The organism is Kribbella sp. NPDC051718, assembly GCF_040681515.1.
GTDB lineage: Bacteria > Actinomycetota > Actinomycetes > Propionibacteriales > Kribbellaceae > Kribbella.
Genome location: NZ_JBFAYZ010000008.1, coordinates 185,430 through 202,290 on the forward strand (window position 1 = coordinate 185,430; position 16,861 = coordinate 202,290).

Below are 16,861 nucleotides of genomic sequence, written 5' to 3' on the forward strand. Positions count from 1 at the left end.
GGTTCCATCGACTGGCCTCCGGACCTTCGGGTTCGGGGGCCAGTTGTGGTCAATGTCCAGTGTTGGCCGCTGGAACGCCTGGCTCTGCGTTCGGATCCCCGGCTAGCTTCCTCACGACCGCCCGCCCCGGTTCCCGAGGAGTGCTCCATGAGCCTGCCCATCAGCCGCCGCGTCTTCACCATCGGGCTCGCTGGAGGTGCCGCGGCCTCCGCGCTGCCCGCCACGCCCGCCTCCGCACTGCCCGCCGCACCCGCTTCCGCGTCCGCGTTGTCTGCCGCTCCGTCCTTCTCTGAGACAACGCTGTGGGACAACACCGTCGACCCACTGGCCAGCTACTTCGTTTACGGCCTCGCGGTGCTGCCCGACGACACGATCATCGCTTGTACGGAAGGACGCCACGAGGTCTGCGACGCGGGACCGCATGACCTGCTCATCCGGCGCAGTACCGACGGCGGGAAGACCTGGACCCCGACCCAGGCAGTAGAGCCGTCGGTGGGCGGGCAGAGCTGGGCCAACCCGGCCTTTGTCGTCGACAAGTCCACCGGTGAAGTGTTCCTCTTCTACAACCTCTGTGAGCGCCTCCCGGAGAACACCAGCTGCTCATCCGACTCCGGCACGGTCTACTACCGCTCCAGCACCGACGGTGGCTCTAGTTGGGGCGAGCGACGCAGTTTGGCCGGTCTGTTCGACCACTTCCCCTACAACTGGGCCATGCACGGGCCGGGGCCGGGGCACGGGATCCAGCTCGAGTCCGGCCGGCTCCTCCTGACCGTCGGCCACCGGACCATCACCGGCGTTCCGGCGGAGGATCGGAAGTACGGGGCCTCCAGCATCTACAGCGACGACCACGGGCGTACCTGGAAGTCCGGTGGCGAGATACCGCTGGGTCCGGCCCTCCCGCATGTCGGTGAGTCCCGCTTGCTGCAGCGGGACGACGGCACGGTCGTGTTGAACACCCGGGTCGGCTCGGGTGGCGACTGGCCGCACGGGTACGCGGTCAGTACGGACGATGGGCTGAGCTGGTCGTTGCCGGTGATGGACTTCGGCGCCGGACTCTTCAACGGCGTCGATATGGGACTCACGCGCTACAGCGGTGGTACTGACGTGAACCGGGTGCTGCTCAGCCGGCCGGACTCACCGATGCGCTGGAACATGACGGTGGCGGTCAGCTACGACGAGAAGGAGTCGTACCGGTACAGCCGGACCGTCTACCCGGGGCGGTCGTTCTACTCCGACCTGGCCCGGTTGTCCGACGGCACGATCGTGCTGCTGTACGGCTGCGACGGCGATCTCGCCGGTAGTCCTCGCCGGGTGGCCGTCGCCCGGTTCAACCTCGAGTGGCTCACGCAGGGGCGCGACAGCCTCGCTACCGGTCCGGGGCTGACCCGGCGCGACTACGACCTCGGCCATCCACGGCTGGCTGTGCAGGCGGTCGGTGACGTCCTCGAGTACCCGTTCGTGGTCGGTGCGGACGGGCAGTACGAGCTATGGCTGCGGTACTTCCGGTCGGCGGACGGTGGGCTGGTCACTGTGGCGGTGGACGGTCTGGCGCCGCGCAACAACACCATCGACCTCACCTCCTTCCGCGGCGACGGGTACGACGTACTGCTGCTCGACCAGCGCCGGCTCCTGCCCGGCCGGCACACGATCCGGTTCACCACGACCGGTGCGGGGCGGGGCGGAGGTACTGCTCTCTCCCTCGACCGTCTGAGCCTCATCACCGCTCCCGCCAAGCCCGACGTCCGGGAGGAGATCACGGTCGACAACGACACGCTCGGCTTCGAAACGGTCGGCACCTGGAACAGCGGCCGCAGCATCCCCGGCTACTACGGTTTCAACTACCTCACCCACGCCAAGGGCACCGGCACCAACCTGGCTCGTTTCCGTCCGGCCATCCCCGGCGACGGGCGATACGAAGTACTGGTCTCCTACACGGCCGACCCGAACCGGGCCACCAACGCCAAGTACGCCGTCCGCCACGCGACCGGCACCACCACGGTCACCGTCAACCAGCGAGTCCGAGCCACCCCCGACAACCGCACCGGCGAGTGGCTCTCCCTCGGCATCTTCACCTTCAAGGCGGGGCTCGCCGGCTACGTCCAGCTCACCGACGCCGCGGACGGCTTCGTGATCGCCGACGCGGTCCGCTTCCGCCGCCAGGCCTAGTGGTGGAAGGCTTCGACGACCTGCCGGACCCGCTCGGCTGCTGCGAAGTCCGCCAGATCGCGCGGGTGCTCGCCGCGGACCGCCTGGGCGAACAGCGTCAACCGGGTCGCCTCCGAGCCGAGCTCACCGGTGAGTTCGACCGGCCGCCATTCGTTGTCCTCAGCAACAAACAGGTCGCGCCATCCGGTCAGCTTGAAGGACTGCTTGGTCCCCCGCAGGATCCACTCATAGGTCTCCGGCCCGGCGGCGCCGACGACGCCGCTCAGCTGGACCGGGATCTCCCCCGCCTTCATCAGCCCGTACGCCGCCGTCTCACTCGCCGCGGTCCGGTGCTCCAACTCCGTGTGAACCGCCCGCAGCGGGCCGACCAGCCGATCGGTGAGGTACGCGAAGTGCGAGAAGACCTCGCGGACGAACCCGCCCTGTGCACGCTCCCTCACCCAGGTCGCCTCCGCCTGGAATCCCCGCGGCCAGACCGGGAACGCGAGCCGGATCTCGACCCCGAGTACGTCACCGACGCGCCCGTCGGCGATCGCCTGCTCGACGTACCGGGTGGACTGCCGGTCGGACAACGAGAAGTTCACGCCCGCCGCCTTCCCTACCGCCGCTGCGAGCATCGCCGCGGCATCTTCGTCGGAGACAGCCAGCGGCTTCTCGCAGAACACCGCCTGACCAGCCTCGAAAGCAGGTACTACGAGCGCCGCATGCGTGGCCGGCGGGGTCGCGACGTAGACCGCGTCGACATCGTCGGCCGCGATCACGTCCGCGATCGAAGTACTGAAGTGGACGGCGGGGTGCTCGGCCTGTAGCGCGGCGACGGTGGCCGGGGCGAGGTCGACCGCGCGGGTGACAGTGAAGTCCGGGTGGTCGAGAGCTTCGGCGAGCAGATGGCGGCCCATCGCCCCCAGCCCGACGATGCCAAGGCGGATCGGTGTGGTCATGGAGACAGTCTGCCGTCCTCGGGGATCTGTCCCCGGCGACGGCTACGTTGGCAGACATGTTGACCACGTTGGCGATTGAGAACTACCGGTCGTTGTTGCGCCTGGTCGTGCCGCTGGGGCGGCTGAACGTGGTCAGCGGGGCGAACGGGACCGGGAAGTCGAGTCTGTACAGGGCTTTGCGGCTGCTGGCCGATGCCTCGCGGAACGGCGCGGTGGCGGCGCTGGCGCGGGAGGGTGGACTGCAATCGACCTTGTGGGCCGGTCCGGAGACCGTCTCGAAGGCGGTCCGGCGAGGTGAGCAACCGATCCAGGGGACGGTACGTTCGAAGGCGGTCCATCTCCGGATGGGGTTCGCGTCGGAGGACTACGGCTACGCGATGGATCTCGGGTTGCCGCTCCCCAGCAACTCAGAGTTTGCGCTCGACCCGGAGATCAAGGGCGAGGTGTTGTGGGCCGGCCCGTTCCTGCGACCGGCCTCGTTGCTGGCCGAGCGGAAGAACAGCGGAGTGCGGATCCGGGACGACGACGGCAAGTGGCATGACAGCGGACACCGCCTGCAGTCTTTCGACAGCATGCTCAGCGAGTACGCCGACCCCGACCGTGCACCGGAGCTCCTGAGCCTCCGGGAGCGGATGCGGTCCTGGCGGTTCTACGACCATCTGCGCACCGACTCCGACGCTCCCGCCCGGCAGGTTCAGATAGGAACCCGCACGACGGTGCTCGGGCCGGAGGGCGCCGACGTCGCGGCCGCACTCCAGACGATCAGGGAGATCGGCGCGCCCGGCGCACTCGACCGGGCGATCGAGCAGGCCTTCCCCGGGAGCAAGCTGAGCATCCGGAACAACGGCGGCCGGTTCGAGATCGCGTTTCACCAGCACGGACTGCTGCGGCCGTTGTCCGGGGCGGAGCTGTCCGACGGGACGCTCAGGTATCTGTTGTGGGTGGCCGCGTTGCTGACCCCGCGGCCGCCGGCGCTGCTCGTCCTCAACGAGCCCGAGACGAGTCTGCACCCGGATCTCCTGCCCGCGTTGGCGAATCTGGTCGTCTCCTCGGCCGAGAACACCCAAGTGATCGTGGTGACCCACTCGCGGCCGTTCCAGGCCGCGCTCCGGGCCGGCTCCGACGAGAGCAGGCTCGACTTCCGGACGATCGAGCTCGTGAAGGAGTTCGGGCAGACGGTTATCGAGGGTCAGCGCCCTCTGGACGAGCCTCCGTGGAAGTGGCCGAGTCGGTAGCGGTCTCGTCCTTGACGCTTTCGAAGCGGACGAGGATCAGGGCGCCGATGGCGGTGATGGCGAAGCCCGCGATGGCGCCGGTGTACCAGCCGTCGCGGATCTTGTCGTCGAGGAGGAAGACGCCGACGGCGGCTGGGGTGATCGTTTGGAGGGCGATCATCGGGGTGGTCGCGAGGGTTACCGAGCCGCGTTGCAGGGCCAGTGAGTAGAGGAGGAAGGCGAGGGCGGCCGAGACGGGCAGCGTGTACGTCGTCGGGCTGGAGAACAGCGCGCCGATGGAGCTGTCGTCGAGCATCCGCGCGGAGATCGCCACTCCGGCGTACCCGAATCCGGCAAGTACGCCGAGTACTGCGGTCGCACTCGCGTGCTGGGAGCGGCTCGCCACGCCACCGAGCACCGCGATGGCGATCAACCCGACGATGAGTCCGATCGTCAGGCCGTGATGGACCGCGGCCTCCCCCGCGTCACCCGACGAGACCGCGAGCAGCCCGAGTCCGCCGCAGACCGCGACAACGGCCGACCACTCGATCCCGGACAGCTTGTCCGCCATCAGCCGGGTCGCCAGCAACGCGGTGACCACGAGGCTGACCGCGATACCTGCCTGGGCGAGGTACAGGGGAAGGAGACGTAGCGCGACGAAGTGCAGTCCGAAGCCGGCCAGCTGGAGCACGAGGGCACCGAGCCACGCGGGTTGCTTGAGCAGGGCGATGACGAACCCGCCGAAGCGCCGCGGGTCGAGCTCCGAGCCGGTCGGCACCTTGCGCGAACCGACCGCCTGGAGGATCGACGCGATCCCGAAGACGACTGCGGCTCCGAGGGCCGCGCCCAGTCCGAGGATCAACTCAGCCGGCCTTGCGCCTGGGGGCCCAGAAGGTGAGGTACAGGCTGAGCACCCCGTAGTACACGAGATAGGCCAGCGAGATCGCGACCACGATCGCGCTCGGGTTCGGCATCTGGGTCAGCAGGACGGCGTACGAGCCGAGCCAGATCAGCGTGGTGACCAGGTTCGTGGTCCGGAACGCCTTGGTCCGCGAGGGGTAGACGTACTTGATCGGGATGAAGACCAGGATCGAGCAGGTCAGCAGGATGATGCCGGTCGCGGTCTGGCCGAGGTCGAGCACGACGACGTAGAAGGCGACCACGTTCCAGTAGCTCGGGAAGCCCAGGAAGAAGTGGTCGTCGGTCTTCGCGTCGGTCCGGCAGAACTGGTAGCTGGAGGCAAGCAGCGGCAGCGCGGCCAGCGCGGCGCCGATGAAGCCGTGCGGCAGGTAGCCGCCGGTCCACAGCAACACGATCGGCGCGAACGCGTACGTCAGGTAGTCGACGATGTTGTCCAGCATCGCGCCGTCGAACCACGGGATCGTCTCCTTCACCCGGAGCCGTCGCGCGATCATCCCGTCGGTACCGTCGATCCAGAGCGCGGCCAGGCCGAGCCAGAGCGCGCGGACCGCGTCCCCGTCGATCGCCGCGATCACGATCAGCAACGCGAGCACCGTTCCGCTCGCGGTATAGGCGTGCAGTGCAAGTCCGGCCAGACGCAACCGCGTCGACCCGACGAACGGTTCCCGCACCGCGTCGTGTGTGGTCAGGAGAACTCCCAGAACTCGGCCGGGCGCAACGCCCCGGACTTCAGAGAGTCAGGGTCTCATGAGGCGGGTGCTCAACTCGCGGCGACCGGCTCCAGCAGGAACAACGGGATGATCCTGGTGGTCTTGGTCTGGTACTCGGCGTAGTTCGGGAAGGCCTCCACCGAGCGCTTCCACCACAGCTTGTACTCCTCGCCGTCGATCTCACGGGCCACGTACTCGCCGGTGCGCTCGCCGTCCTGCAGCTGGATCTTGGGGTCGGCCAGGAGGTTGTAGTACCAGACGGGGTTCTTCGGCGCGCCGCCGAGCGAGGCGACCGCAGCGTACACGCCGTCGTGCTCGACCCGCATCACCGGCACCTTGCGCAGCTTGCCGGACTTGGCGCCGCGCATGGTCATCAGCACGACCTGCATACCGTTGAACCCACCGACGCTGGTATCGCCGGCCGCCACCATCTTCTCGACGGCGGCCCGAACCCAGCCGGTCGGACTGGGCACATATTCTTCTTCAGAGGATGACATGTCACCCACCCTGCCCTATCGGGCAACCGTTCGCCTGTTCAGGCGTGGTGGGCAGCCTGGAAGCGGGCTACCCGGGCGGCGCGTTCGCGTTCCATCCGGCGGCGGGGGTCGAGGTGGTCGGGGAGCGTCGCGGGGCCGGCGATGTGAAGCAGCAGCCAGGTCAGGCGCCAGCGGATCTTGTACGGGAGGCTCAGGCCGTCGGTCTTCTTGCTCATCAGGTCTCTCCAATTGCTTGGTGTGGCAATAGTTTGTACACCAACTGATACTGTAGTCAACACAGCTCGAAGGAGAGATATGCCCGGGACATCCGAAGAGGTCGACCTACTAGCCCTCGACCGCCAGGTCTGCTTCGCACTCGCAGTGGCCTCCCGCAGCGTGATCGCCCTCTACCGCCCGCTGCTGGACCCCATGGGCCTGACCCACCCGCAGTACCTGGTCATGCTCGCCCTGTGGGAGGAATCACCCCTATCGGTCAAGCAACTCAGCAACCTGCTCGCACTGGACCCCGGCACCCTCTCCCCCCTACTCAAACGCCTCGAGTCCAGCGGCTTCATCACCCGAGCCCGAGACCCCCGCGACGAACGCTCGCTAGCAGTAACCCTCACCGAGTCCGGCCAATCCCTCCGCACCCAGGCACTGGCGATCCCACCCGCAATAATCAGCCGCCTAGGCATGCCCCTCGAAGAACTAGAAGCCCTCCACAAATCCCTCACCAGAGTCATCGCCGCAGCCACCGATTGATGGTAGGAATCCATTCCTACCATTGCTACCATGGAGTCCATGACGGCACGGAAGCTGTCGATCTCGGTGCCACCCGAGGTCGAGGAAACGATCAAGGCCGCAGCGGCAGAAGAGGGCAAGCCTGTCTCCGCATGGCTGGCCGAGGCCGCCGTGGAGAAGGCGCAAGCAGCCGCCGCTCATGCTGCGGGGCTCGCTGCCGCCCGCGAGTTGGTCGAGGAGTACGAAGCGGAGAACGGGCCGATCGCCGAGGAGCACCGGCGGAACGCCCGGGAGTTCATGATGGAAGCCGGTCTGCTTGACGACGACAACTGGCAGTCGGCCGGCTAGTGCGCTCGATCGTCTACGACGCAGGCGCCCTGGTGGCGGCCGAGCGCGGTTCGCCACGCATGCTTATCCTGCACAAGGAGTTGGCCGCGGCTCACGTTCGCCCCATCGTGCCGGTAGTCGTCCTCGCCCAGGTCTGGCGAGGCGGACCACAACACCAGATCTCCCGGTTGCTCAAGGGATGCGACATCGTGTCGGACGATCTGCGGGTCGGCCGAGCCGCCGGTGTCATCTGCAAATCCTCAGGCACGGCTGACGTGGTCGACGCGATCGTCGTGGTGACCGCCGTGCAGCATCAGGCATCGGTGGTCACCAGTGATCCTGACGACCTGACCCACTTGGCCTCATCGATCGGCGTGAAACTCCAGCTCTACACCGTCTAGCTGGGGGTGCACTGCTGGAGTTGGGCGGCGGTGGCGATTTTGGCTTCTATCCAGCGGCGGCGGAGGAAGTGGGCTTTTAGCAGGCGGTGGACGCCGTCCAGGACTACCAGGCGGCCGCGGTAGGCGACCAGGTGGATGGGGAAGTCGAGGTCGGCGTCCATGACTCGTTCGTAGTGGGCGCGGTAGTTCATGGGGGTGGCGGCTACCTGGTTGGGGGTGAGCTTGAAGCGTTCGCCGTTCAGCTGCCAGAGCGGGAGGTCGAACATCCAGAGGAGGTCGGCCACCTCGACAGGTTCTACGCGGAGGTCCAGGGCCCAGAGTTTGCCCAGTTGCCAGTGGGTCTCGGGGAAGACGTCGCGCATCGACGGCGGTGTCATCGCCAGTAGTTCGTCGAACGAGACGTCTGGTGCGCTTCTGTCGGCGCCGCTGTCCACCCCATCTATCGTCACGACCGAGCACGGTACGCCATGCCGCGGCCAGGTCAGTAGGAGTGCTTGCCTCGACGGCGCAGCAGGAGGACGGCCGCAGCCAGCAGTAGGCCGCCGGATGAGAGGAAGATGCCCCCTAGTACGCCGAACGGCAGCACCGGCGCAACGTTCCGAGCCAGAGCAACCCCCTCAACCTGTACTCCGCCCGCCGCCGGCGGTAGCAACGCCGGCGTACTGGGTGCGACCGTAGGCTCCTCCACCGCGCCCGTAGTCGACTGGCGCCTCGACGGCTCATCGCTCGGCCCACCCCGCCAAACCGGTGGAGCCGGCTCAGAGCTGGTCGGGGTGGCCGTCTCGGGCGCGGTCGACTGCACGGGCGGCACCGGTCGAGCGGGGAACGTCGGACGTCCATGGGAACACCCCAGCGCGAACGCCCTCGAAGGCTGACAGGTGACCACCGGCGGACCGGGTGGCGTCGGCGACGGGCTGGTGGGTGGAGTCGACGGCGGCGTGACCGGCGGAGTCGACGGCGAGGGCGTAGGCGGCGTACTCGGTGGTGTTTCCGAAGGCGAGGGCAAAGGCGATTCAGAAGCCACCGGAGGCGAAGGCGGCAGTTCCTCCGCGAGGGCCGGTTGCGAGCCGAAAACGAGCGCGACGAAGGCGATCAGCAGTAGCGGCAACATCCTGGCCGAGTTAGCGATCACGGCACTGCCCCGTTCGAGCGACGAATCCCTCTTTCAGCAGTATGCGCGCGAAAGGTGTCTCTTCAAGCAGTTAGCCGCGCCCTCAGCGGGCGTAGCGAAGCATTGCTGCCTTACGGCGCTGCATCTTCGTGGTGAATCCTGGGCGCGCTGTCGCGCAGTCCGGTGTTTCGGAGGGGTTCGTCTTGCGGTGGATGACCACGATCGCCGAGTCGTCGCCCGGTCCGCCGATCTCGTCGACCAGCTCGAGCGCCGCGCCCTTGAAGCCGGTCGCGACCAGCCGCTCGGCGTGACCCACCAGCCGGTCGGTCCCCCGCTCGATGTCGCGCCGGGGCGTCTCGACCATGCCGTCGCTGTAGAGGAACAGCGCGTCGCCCATCTTCAACTGACCGCGATTGACCACGAAGTCCGGCGTCTCGACCAGCCCGAGCAACGGCCCGTCGGCGTCCCGCGTCTGCCACCGCCCCGACCACGCGTCGAACTGGATCGCCGGCGGATGCCCGGCGGTCCGTACTTCGAAGTCGCCCGTCGCCAGCGTGATCGCCACGTGCACCACGGTCGCGAAGTCGTCGTTCCAGTCCTGGCGCCGCAGGTAGTGGTTGGCCGCCGGCAGGAACTCCTCGACCGGTACCACCCCCAGCAACCCGCCGAAGGCGCCGGACAACAGCAGCGCCCGCGTCCCGGCATCGATTCCCTTGCCCGACACATCGACCAGCGCGATCTCGAGCACCTCGTCGGCCCGCGTCGTCGACACCACGAAGTCGCCGGAGAACGACGCCCCACCCGCCGACCGGATCGCCTGCTCGGCCCGCCACCCCGGAGGAAGCGTCGGCAATTCGCCCTGAGCCGTCAGCGTGTCGCGCAACTCCATCAGCATCGTCTCGCCGCGGGTGCCCTGGACGCCGAGCCGGCTGCGAACCTTCGCCCCGGCCAGGATGATCCACGCGATCAGCCCGAGCACCAGCACGAACCCGGTCTTCGGCAACCCGGCCGCCCGTTCCGACACGACGTACGAGCCGGTGAGCAGGGCGAACACCGTCAGCAGCACCAGCGGCCGGAAGCGCAGCATCATTCCGCCGAGCAGCAGAGGTATGACGAGGGCGCTGGTGGGTATGAAGGACGGCATCGCCAGTGCGGCGGAACTGACCGTGACCGTCAACGCCAGCAGACCGAGAAAGGCCAGCTGGTGTGATTTCTGCGCGCGCCGAAGCAACGACTCGGCCCGGTTGCCGACCCGTCGCAGAACAGCGTTGCCGCCACCGCCGCTACTCATGGTGAGATGAAGATAACGGCACCATCCGGTCCGCGCATCACATTGTCACAGGTTGATTGCAGCCTTTTCACAAACGAGACCCGTCAGCCGCGCCGGGTGAGCCCGGTCCGCTGGCATTTCGGGCACCAGAAAAGGTTGCGCCCGGCCAGGATCTCGGTCCGGATCACCGAGTCGCAGACCAGGCAGTGCTGCCCCTGCCGGCGATACACGTAGACCTCGCCGCCGTGGTCGTCCTGGCGCGGGTCGCGGCCCATCGCCTCGGGGGTGTGGTCGGCGGCGACGGTGTCGATCCGGCCGGTCTCGACGCCGTACTTCATCAGCTCGAGCAGGTCGTTCCACATCCCCTGCCATTCCTTCTTCTTGACCAGGTGGCCGGCGTCTTGGGGTGCAGCTTCGCGCGGAACAGCACCTCGGCGCGATACACGTTGCCGACGCCACTCAACACTTCCTGGTCCATCAGCAGCTGGCCGATCGGCAGCTTGCTGCGGTGGATCCGTTTCCAGGCCAGGTCGGGATCGGCGTCGTCGCGCAACGGGTCGGGACCGAGCCGCTTGATCAGCGCTTCCCGCTCGCCGTCGGTCAGTACTTCGCAGACGGTCGCGCCGCGCAGATCGGAGTACGCCGTAGCGTTCTGCAACCTGAGCCGGACCTGACCCACCGGCTGCGGCGCCGGGTCGCCGGCCTCGATCGTGCCGAAGTCCATCTTGCCGATCAGCCCGAGGTGGATGTGCAGCCAGCCGGCGCCCTCGAAGTCGGCCAGGAAATGCTTGCCGTGCGCCTCGGTCCCGCGCAGGACGTGCCCGTCGAGCAGCGCCGCGCCCTCGACGAACCGGCCCTGCGGGCTGGAGGCGCGGACCACCTGGCCGCCGAAGTCGGCCCAGACGTCGTTCGCGAGCCGGTGCAGGGTGTGACCTTCGGGCATGATTCCTCTTATGGGTCTGACATCAGGTAAAGGCCGTGGCAGCGCGCCGACCCCGGCAGTGGTCGGTACCGGCCGCTCCATGCGGGCCAGGGACGTCTCCAGGCCCCGCACCCCGGACCGGCCGGTCCGCAAGCAGAAAGAAGATCAGGAGGAGGGCAACGGCGGAAGCTCGCCGGTCTCCTCGTAGTTCGACAGCATCTCGATCCGCCGGGTGTGCCGCTCCTCGCCGGAGTACGCGGTGGCGAGGAACTTCTCCACGAACGCGGTCGCCTCCGCCTCGGTGTGCATCCGCGCACCGACGCTGACGACGTTCGCGTTGTTGTGCAGCCGGCCGAGCTCGGCGGTCTCGACGCTCCAGGCCAGCGCGGCCCGGACGCCCTTCACCTTGTTCGCGGCGATCTGCTCGCCGTTGCCCGAGCCGCCGATCACGATGCCGAGACTGCCCTCGTCACCGACGGTCCCTTCCGCTGCCCGCAGGCAGAACGGCGGATAGTCGTCCACCGCGTCGAACACGGCCGGGCCGTGGTCGACGACGTCGTGGCCGGCACCTTCGAGGTGCTGGACCAGATGGTTCTTCAGGTCGAAGCCGGCGTGATCAGAGCCGATGTGCACTCGCATGACCAGAAGTCTTACATAGCGGTCGGGGTCGGGGATCGTCCGAGTGATTGCGGTGTCCAGGTGCGTGCCTGGGCGCCGCAAGCGCCGGAGGATCCCCGACCCCGACCGCTTACTATGGACAGTCCGGTACGCCGGGCTCTGTAGGCGTCTTGACAGCGCCCGGCACGGTGAGAACTCTGGTCAGTGCCGTCATGTCGGCGTAGGCCTTCGCGTACTCCGTTCCGGCGGGATGCAGCGTGTACACCGCGACGATGGTCCGGTCGTCCGGCCCGGCGGTCCCCGTCGTGTGCAGCGCCTCCCGGACGAGGTCCACCGTCGCGTGCTTCGGCTTGTTCTGGTCCGTGCGGTACCCACTGGAGCCCCGGAAGCCCGACCAGCCCTGCTTGATCGCGAACGGCGGCTCGAACGCGGACGCGATCCCGAAGTACTGGTCGAAGCCGTCGGTGCCGTGGCGGGTCGCCTGGTGCAGGTTGCCCATCACGAAGTCCCGCACCGGCGCCGGCGCCTGGTCGAGCAGGTAGCGGTAGATCCGGACGGTGTCGGCGGCAGTGAAGGCCGCGTACCCCCAGAAGCCCGGGTGGGTGGCGGGCGGCCCGGCCGTATGGGTCAGGCCGAGCCGCGGCACCATCCGGTCGATGATCGCGGAGCCGCCGAGGTGGTCCCAGTAGTAGCTCGCCGCGTCATCGTCGCTGCTGCGCAGCATCACCTCGAGCCGGGCCTTGTCAGCCGCGGGGATGTCGTACGCCGGACCGCGGTCCCAGAGGTAGTCGAGCACCAGCAGCAGCTTCACCACCGACGCCGAGCGGAACTGCAGATCCGGGTTGAACACGTCGGTGAACTGCCCGGTCTGCCGGTCGAACACCGCGAGACCGGCCGTCACACCCACAGGCACGACGACCGCCTCGCCACTACGCAGAAGCTTCACAGCAACCTACTCACCATTGAACGATTAACTTGGTGAGTAACCTTCGCCGAGACTGTTGGAACGTTCAAGCCTTCCCAGCAAGTTCGAAGGATCAATCGAAGCTGGGACTCCGGTCCCGGGTGCGCTTCAGCTCGAAGAATCCGTCGGTCGCGGCGACCAGCCGGACGCCGTCCCAGAGCTTGCCGGCCGCCTCACCCTTGGGCGCCGGCGTGACCACCGGGCCGAAGAACGCGGAGCCCTCGACGGAGATGACCGGCGTACCGACCTCCATGCCGACCAGTTCGATCCCGGCCAGGTGAGACTTGCGCACGGCGTCGTCGTACTTGTCGTTGTCGGCGGCCTCCAGCAGCGAGGCGGGCAGGCCGGCTTCTTCCAGCGCCTCCTCGAGCACGCCGGCGCCGTTGAAGCCGCGGCCCTCGACATGGATTCGATTGCCGAGTGCGGTGTAGAGCGGCAGCAGCACCTCGTTGCCGTGGTTCTGGTCGGCCGCGATCAGCACGCGGACCAGGCTGAGCTTGCGCTGCCAGTTGGCGTCGTGTTCGTCACGTTCCTCGTTCAGGATCGCCAGGCTCATCACGTGCCAGGCGGTCTTCACGTCCCGGACCTGCTCGACCTCGAGCATCCAGCGAGACGTCATCCAGGCCCAGGGGCAGACCGGGTCGAACCAGAAATCAGCGGTGGGGGTCATGTTTTCGATCGTACAAACTGAAACCAGTTCGTACGCCGGTCAGCGTGGCGTCTCGTCCAGCGGACGAACAGCGGACCAGACCGGTCACCACCGGGAACCGCCTTGTCACCCACCGGCAGCGCCGGATCAAGCTCTGACAACGGTTTCCCACAGCTTGCGCAAGTCGCGGGGAAACCCTCGGCCCGGCAACCATCCAGGTGCATAGGATGCCGACATGCCTGGAACCAACCTGACGCGCAACGAAGCGCGCACCCGCGCCGGCCTGGTCAGTGACGTGAGCTACGCGATCGAGCTCGACCTGACCACTGCCGCGAGCGGCGCCGCGACCTTCGCGTCGACGACCACCCTCACCTTCTCCGCCGAAGCCGGCGCCAGCACCTTCGCCGACCTGATCGCGGCGACGGTCCGGGAGGTGACGCTGAACGGCACCTCACTGGACCCGGACAGCGTGTACGACGGCGCGCGCCTGCAGCTCGACGGTCTGGCCGAGCGCAACGAGCTCGTCGTGGTCGCCGACTGCATCTACTCGCGCACCGGTGAAGGGCTGCACCGCTCGGTCGACCCGGCCGACAAGGAGACCTACCTCTACACCCAGTTCGAGGTGCCGGACGCCCGCCGGGTGTTCACCACCTTCGAGCAGCCGGACCTGAAGGCCCCGTTCACCTTCACGGTCTCCGCGCCGGCCCGCTGGGTCGTCATCTCGAACGCGCCGACCCCCGAGCCGACCCCGTACAAGGGTGCGAGCGGCGAGGACCTGGCGACCTGGAGCTTCGCGCCGACCGAGCCGATCTCGACCTACATCACCGCCGTCGTGGCCGGTCCGTACCACGTCGTCACCGACGAGTACGTCGGCCCGAACGGCACGTACCCGATGTCGTTGCTGTGCCGCCCGTCGCTGGCCGACTCGCTCGACGTCGAGGACCTGTTCGAGGTGACCAAGCAGGGCTTCGAGCTGTTCGAGCGCGCCTTCGGGACGCCGTACCCGTTCCACAAGTACGACCAGGCCTTCGTGCCGGAGTACAACATGGGCGCGATGGAGAACGCCGGTTGCGTGACGATTCGCGACGAGTACATCTACCGGAGCCGCACCACGCACGCCGAGCTGGAGAGCCGTGCGAACACGGTGCTGCACGAGCTCGCGCACATGTGGTTCGGCGACCTGGTCACGATGACCTGGTGGGACGACCTGTGGCTGAATGAGTCGTTCGCCGAATGGGCCAGCCACTGGGCCCAGGCGACCGCGACGACGAAGTACGCCGGCGCCTGGACGACCTTCTGCAACGCCCGGAAGAACTGGGCCTACCGGCAGGACCAGCTGCCCTCGACGCACCCGATCGCCGCGGACATGGTCGACCTGCACGCGGTCGAGGTGAACTTCGACGGCATCACCTACGCCAAGGGCGCCTCGACGCTGCGCCAGCTGGTCGCGTTCGTCGGTGAGGACACCTTCATCATCGCGCTGAAGGAGTACTTCGCCGACCACGCGTTCGGCAACACCGAGCTGGCCGACCTGCTCAAGCCGCTGGAGAAGGCGTCCGGGCGTGACCTGGACGACTGGACCGAGCGCTGGCTGCGGACGGCCGGGGTGAACACCCTGCGCGCGGACTTCACCGTCGACGCGGACGGCAAGTTCCAGACGTTCGCGATCGAGCAGACCGCTCCAGCCGACCACCCGACCCTGCGGCCGCACCGGCTCGCGGTCGGGCTGTACCGGCTCACCGACACGGGCCTGGTCCGGACCGAGCGCTTCGAGGTCGACATCGACGGCCCGCGGACCGAGCTGGCCGAGCTGGTCGGCGCGACCCAGCCCGACCTGGTGCTGCTGAACGACGACGACCTGACCTACGCCAAGATCCGGCTGGACGAGCGGTCCCGGCTGACCCTGGTCGACTCGATCGACAAGCTCGACCAGTCGCTCGCCCGGGCGCTCGCCTGGGGTGCCGCGTGGGACATGACCCGCGACGCGGAGATGCCGGCCAGCCAGTACGTCGGCATCGTGCTCAAGGGCGTTCGCGCCGAGACGGACCTCACCGGCGTACGGTCGCTGCTCGCTCAGGCCACCTCGACGATCAACAGCTATGCGGCACCGGAGCACCGCGCGGAGCTGCGGGCGCAGTACGAGGAGACCCTGGCGGACCTCCTGGCTGGGGCAGAGCCGGGTAGCGACCACCAGCTCGCATTCGCCCGCGCCTACATCGGCGGCGTGTTCTCCGACGCCGGTGCGGACCGTTTGGCCGCCTGGGTCGCCGGTACGGACCTGCCGAACGGCCTGGTCATCGACACGGACCTGCGCTGGACCCTGATCGTCGCGCTGGCCAGGCTCGGCCGGGTCGACGCCGACGCCATCGACGAAGAGCTGACCCACGACACCACGATGACCGGCCAGGAGCGGGCGGCCCAGGCGCGTGCCGCCCGGCCGACCGCCGAGGCCAAGGCCGACGCGTGGCAGATCGCCGTCGAGTCGGAGGACACCCCGAACGAGACGCAGTTCCGGACCATCCTGGGCTTCCAGCAGCCGGGCCAGGAGGACCTGCTCCGGCCGTACGTCGGCAAGTACCTGACGGCGGCCAAGGACGTCTACACCCGGCTCGGCTCCTCCATGGGCGAGAACGTCCTGGTCTACCTGTCGCCGCGCGGCCTGCCCGAGCAGGCGACGCTGGAGGCGCTGTCCAGCTGGCTGGACGCGGAGGCCGAGTCGATCGACGCACCGACCCTCCGGTACGTCGGAGAGGCCCGTGCCGACCTGGAGCGTGCACTGGCGGCTCAGAAGCGCGACGCGCTCGGCTGATGTCGGGCGACCCCTCGTTAGAGCAGGCGTCACCAGGACTGGCGTCGCTGGCCGGCGCCTCGGCTGTAGCCCTCACCGGGCTGGCCGAGGCGTACCGGCCGAGACCGGTCACCCCGTTGATGCCGTGGCACTTTCCCGGCCGCATGGTGAAGCCCTACGTGATCACCGCCCGCGGCCGCTCCTGGGACGACCAGATGGTCGCGGTGGCGCGAGCGGCCGCCGCCAAGCAGTTGGAATTCGACGACGCGATGGGCGCGGTCGGGCTGGGCGTGGTGATCCTCCATCTGAGTGACGACGCCACGTACCTCGTAGTACAGAGCTGGGCGAAGGAGTTCCAGTCGCGGCTGAGCATCTTCCGCGGCCTGGACGTCGACGATCTGCGCCCGGCCCCGATCGGCGTCGCTCCGTGCGTCTGGGAACAGGAAGTCCTCAGCCACGAGCGGGCGTCGTACGTGAGCCACATCCTGAACGCCGAGGTCGACGTCGACAGCTGGCTCGACGACTGCCTGGACACGCGGCCGGCCCCGAAGCAGAGCGGCATCCCGTCCGGGACCTGAATTCCGCACAGTACCGTCGCGTGCGCTTTCCGTGACATTCAAACAATTGAATGTCAGCGCGCTG

General features: G+C 68.0%; 18 protein-coding genes and 1 pseudogene. 7 read left to right on the forward strand and 12 right to left on the reverse strand.

The features are described from left to right. Positions 1-147 precede the first annotated feature (147 nt). Positions 148-2,166, forward strand: coding sequence for an exo-alpha-sialidase (locus tag AB0M15_RS28715; RefSeq protein ID WP_363824558.1), 2,019 nt, complete (start codon positions 148-150; stop codon positions 2,164-2,166). Here AB0M15_RS28715 and AB0M15_RS28720 read toward each other — a convergent pair. Further along, entirely contained in the window at positions 2,163-3,107 is a 945-nt protein-coding gene (locus AB0M15_RS28720) for a Gfo/Idh/MocA family oxidoreductase (RefSeq protein WP_363824559.1), read from the reverse strand. The genes AB0M15_RS28715 and AB0M15_RS28720 overlap by 4 nt on opposite strands. 56 nt (positions 3,108-3,163) lie before the next feature. On the opposite strand from AB0M15_RS28720, the gene AB0M15_RS28725 reads away from it, so the two are divergent. Continuing rightward, entirely contained in the window at positions 3,164-4,342 is a 1,179-nt protein-coding gene (locus AB0M15_RS28725; protein WP_363824560.1) for an AAA family ATPase, read from the forward strand. Here the strand turns inward: AB0M15_RS28725 and AB0M15_RS28730 are convergent. The 4 genes from AB0M15_RS28730 to AB0M15_RS28745 all read right to left on the reverse strand — a co-directional run bounded on the left by AB0M15_RS28730 (position 4,287) and on the right by AB0M15_RS28745 (position 6,664). Next, complete coding sequence (locus AB0M15_RS28730; protein WP_363824561.1) at positions 4,287-5,183, reverse strand: hypothetical protein; 897 nt, start codon at positions 5,181-5,183, stop codon at positions 4,287-4,289. The two genes, AB0M15_RS28725 and AB0M15_RS28730, sit on opposite strands and share 56 nt — an antisense overlap. Before the next feature lies 1 nt (position 5,184). Continuing rightward, the gene (locus tag AB0M15_RS28735; RefSeq protein ID WP_363824562.1) at positions 5,185-5,913 is read right to left on the reverse strand and encodes a CDP-alcohol phosphatidyltransferase family protein; all 729 of its coding nucleotides are present in this window, start codon (positions 5,911-5,913) and stop codon (positions 5,185-5,187) included. Positions 5,914-6,002: 89 nt separating this feature from the next. Beyond that, complete coding sequence (locus AB0M15_RS28740) at positions 6,003-6,425, reverse strand: nitroreductase family deazaflavin-dependent oxidoreductase (protein ID WP_363824563.1); 423 nt, start codon at positions 6,423-6,425, stop codon at positions 6,003-6,005. Positions 6,426-6,487: 62 nt separating this feature from the next. Further along, positions 6,488-6,664, reverse strand: coding sequence for a hypothetical protein (locus AB0M15_RS28745; protein WP_203591232.1), 177 nt, complete (start codon positions 6,662-6,664; stop codon positions 6,488-6,490). Between the two features lie 79 nt (positions 6,665-6,743). Between AB0M15_RS28745 and AB0M15_RS28750 the strand changes: the two genes are divergently transcribed. Genes AB0M15_RS28750 through AB0M15_RS28760 form a run of 3 tightly spaced genes read left to right on the forward strand, consistent with a single transcriptional unit; the run spans position 6,744 to position 7,897 of the window. Beyond that, positions 6,744-7,190: a MarR family transcriptional regulator gene (locus AB0M15_RS28750; protein ID WP_363824564.1), complete on the forward strand. Its 447-nt coding sequence runs from the start codon at positions 6,744-6,746 to the stop codon at positions 7,188-7,190. A 39-nt stretch (positions 7,191-7,229) separates the two neighbouring features. Continuing rightward, a complete protein-coding gene (locus AB0M15_RS28755) occupies positions 7,230-7,517 on the forward strand; it encodes a DUF1778 domain-containing protein (RefSeq protein WP_363824565.1) in 288 nt (95 codons plus the stop codon). Next, on the forward strand, positions 7,517-7,897 hold the full coding sequence (locus tag AB0M15_RS28760; protein WP_363824566.1) for a PIN domain-containing protein: 381 nt from the start codon (positions 7,517-7,519) through the stop codon (positions 7,895-7,897). Before AB0M15_RS28755 ends, AB0M15_RS28760 begins: the two co-directional genes overlap by 1 nt. Here AB0M15_RS28760 and AB0M15_RS28765 read toward each other — a convergent pair. The 7 genes and pseudogenes from AB0M15_RS28765 to AB0M15_RS28795 form a co-directional block, all read right to left on the reverse strand. Further along, the gene (locus AB0M15_RS28765) at positions 7,894-8,346 is read right to left on the reverse strand and encodes a hypothetical protein (protein WP_363824567.1); all 453 of its coding nucleotides are present in this window, start codon (positions 8,344-8,346) and stop codon (positions 7,894-7,896) included. The genes AB0M15_RS28760 and AB0M15_RS28765 overlap by 4 nt on opposite strands. Before the next feature lie 32 nt (positions 8,347-8,378). Next, positions 8,379-8,585, reverse strand: a complete 207-nt coding sequence (locus AB0M15_RS28770; protein WP_363824568.1) for a hypothetical protein — start codon at positions 8,583-8,585, stop codon at positions 8,379-8,381. Positions 8,586-9,111: 526 nt separating this feature from the next. Further along, complete coding sequence (locus tag AB0M15_RS28775; protein WP_363824569.1) at positions 9,112-10,299, reverse strand: PP2C family protein-serine/threonine phosphatase; 1,188 nt, start codon at positions 10,297-10,299, stop codon at positions 9,112-9,114. Between the two features lie 83 nt (positions 10,300-10,382). Then, positions 10,383-11,221, reverse strand: a pseudogene (locus AB0M15_RS28780) (DNA-formamidopyrimidine glycosylase family protein). A 144-nt stretch (positions 11,222-11,365) separates the two neighbouring features. Then, positions 11,366-11,839, reverse strand: coding sequence for a ribose-5-phosphate isomerase (locus tag AB0M15_RS28785; protein ID WP_363824570.1), 474 nt, complete (start codon positions 11,837-11,839; stop codon positions 11,366-11,368). A gap of 112 nt (positions 11,840-11,951) precedes the next feature. Continuing rightward, positions 11,952-12,764, reverse strand: coding sequence for a hypothetical protein (locus tag AB0M15_RS28790; protein WP_363824571.1), 813 nt, complete (start codon positions 12,762-12,764; stop codon positions 11,952-11,954). Positions 12,765-12,855: 91 nt separating this feature from the next. Then, a complete protein-coding gene (locus AB0M15_RS28795) occupies positions 12,856-13,452 on the reverse strand; it encodes a DsbA family protein (RefSeq protein ID WP_363824572.1) in 597 nt (198 codons plus the stop codon). A gap of 214 nt (positions 13,453-13,666) precedes the next feature. On the opposite strand from AB0M15_RS28795, the gene pepN reads away from it, so the two are divergent. After that, complete coding sequence (gene pepN / locus AB0M15_RS28800; RefSeq protein WP_363824573.1) at positions 13,667-16,240, forward strand: aminopeptidase N; 2,574 nt, start codon at positions 13,667-13,669, stop codon at positions 16,238-16,240. Beyond that, the gene (locus AB0M15_RS28805) at positions 16,240-16,797 is read left to right on the forward strand and encodes a hypothetical protein (RefSeq protein WP_363824574.1); all 558 of its coding nucleotides are present in this window, start codon (positions 16,240-16,242) and stop codon (positions 16,795-16,797) included. The genes pepN and AB0M15_RS28805 overlap by 1 nt, the downstream gene beginning before the upstream one ends. Positions 16,798-16,861 lie beyond the last annotated feature (64 nt).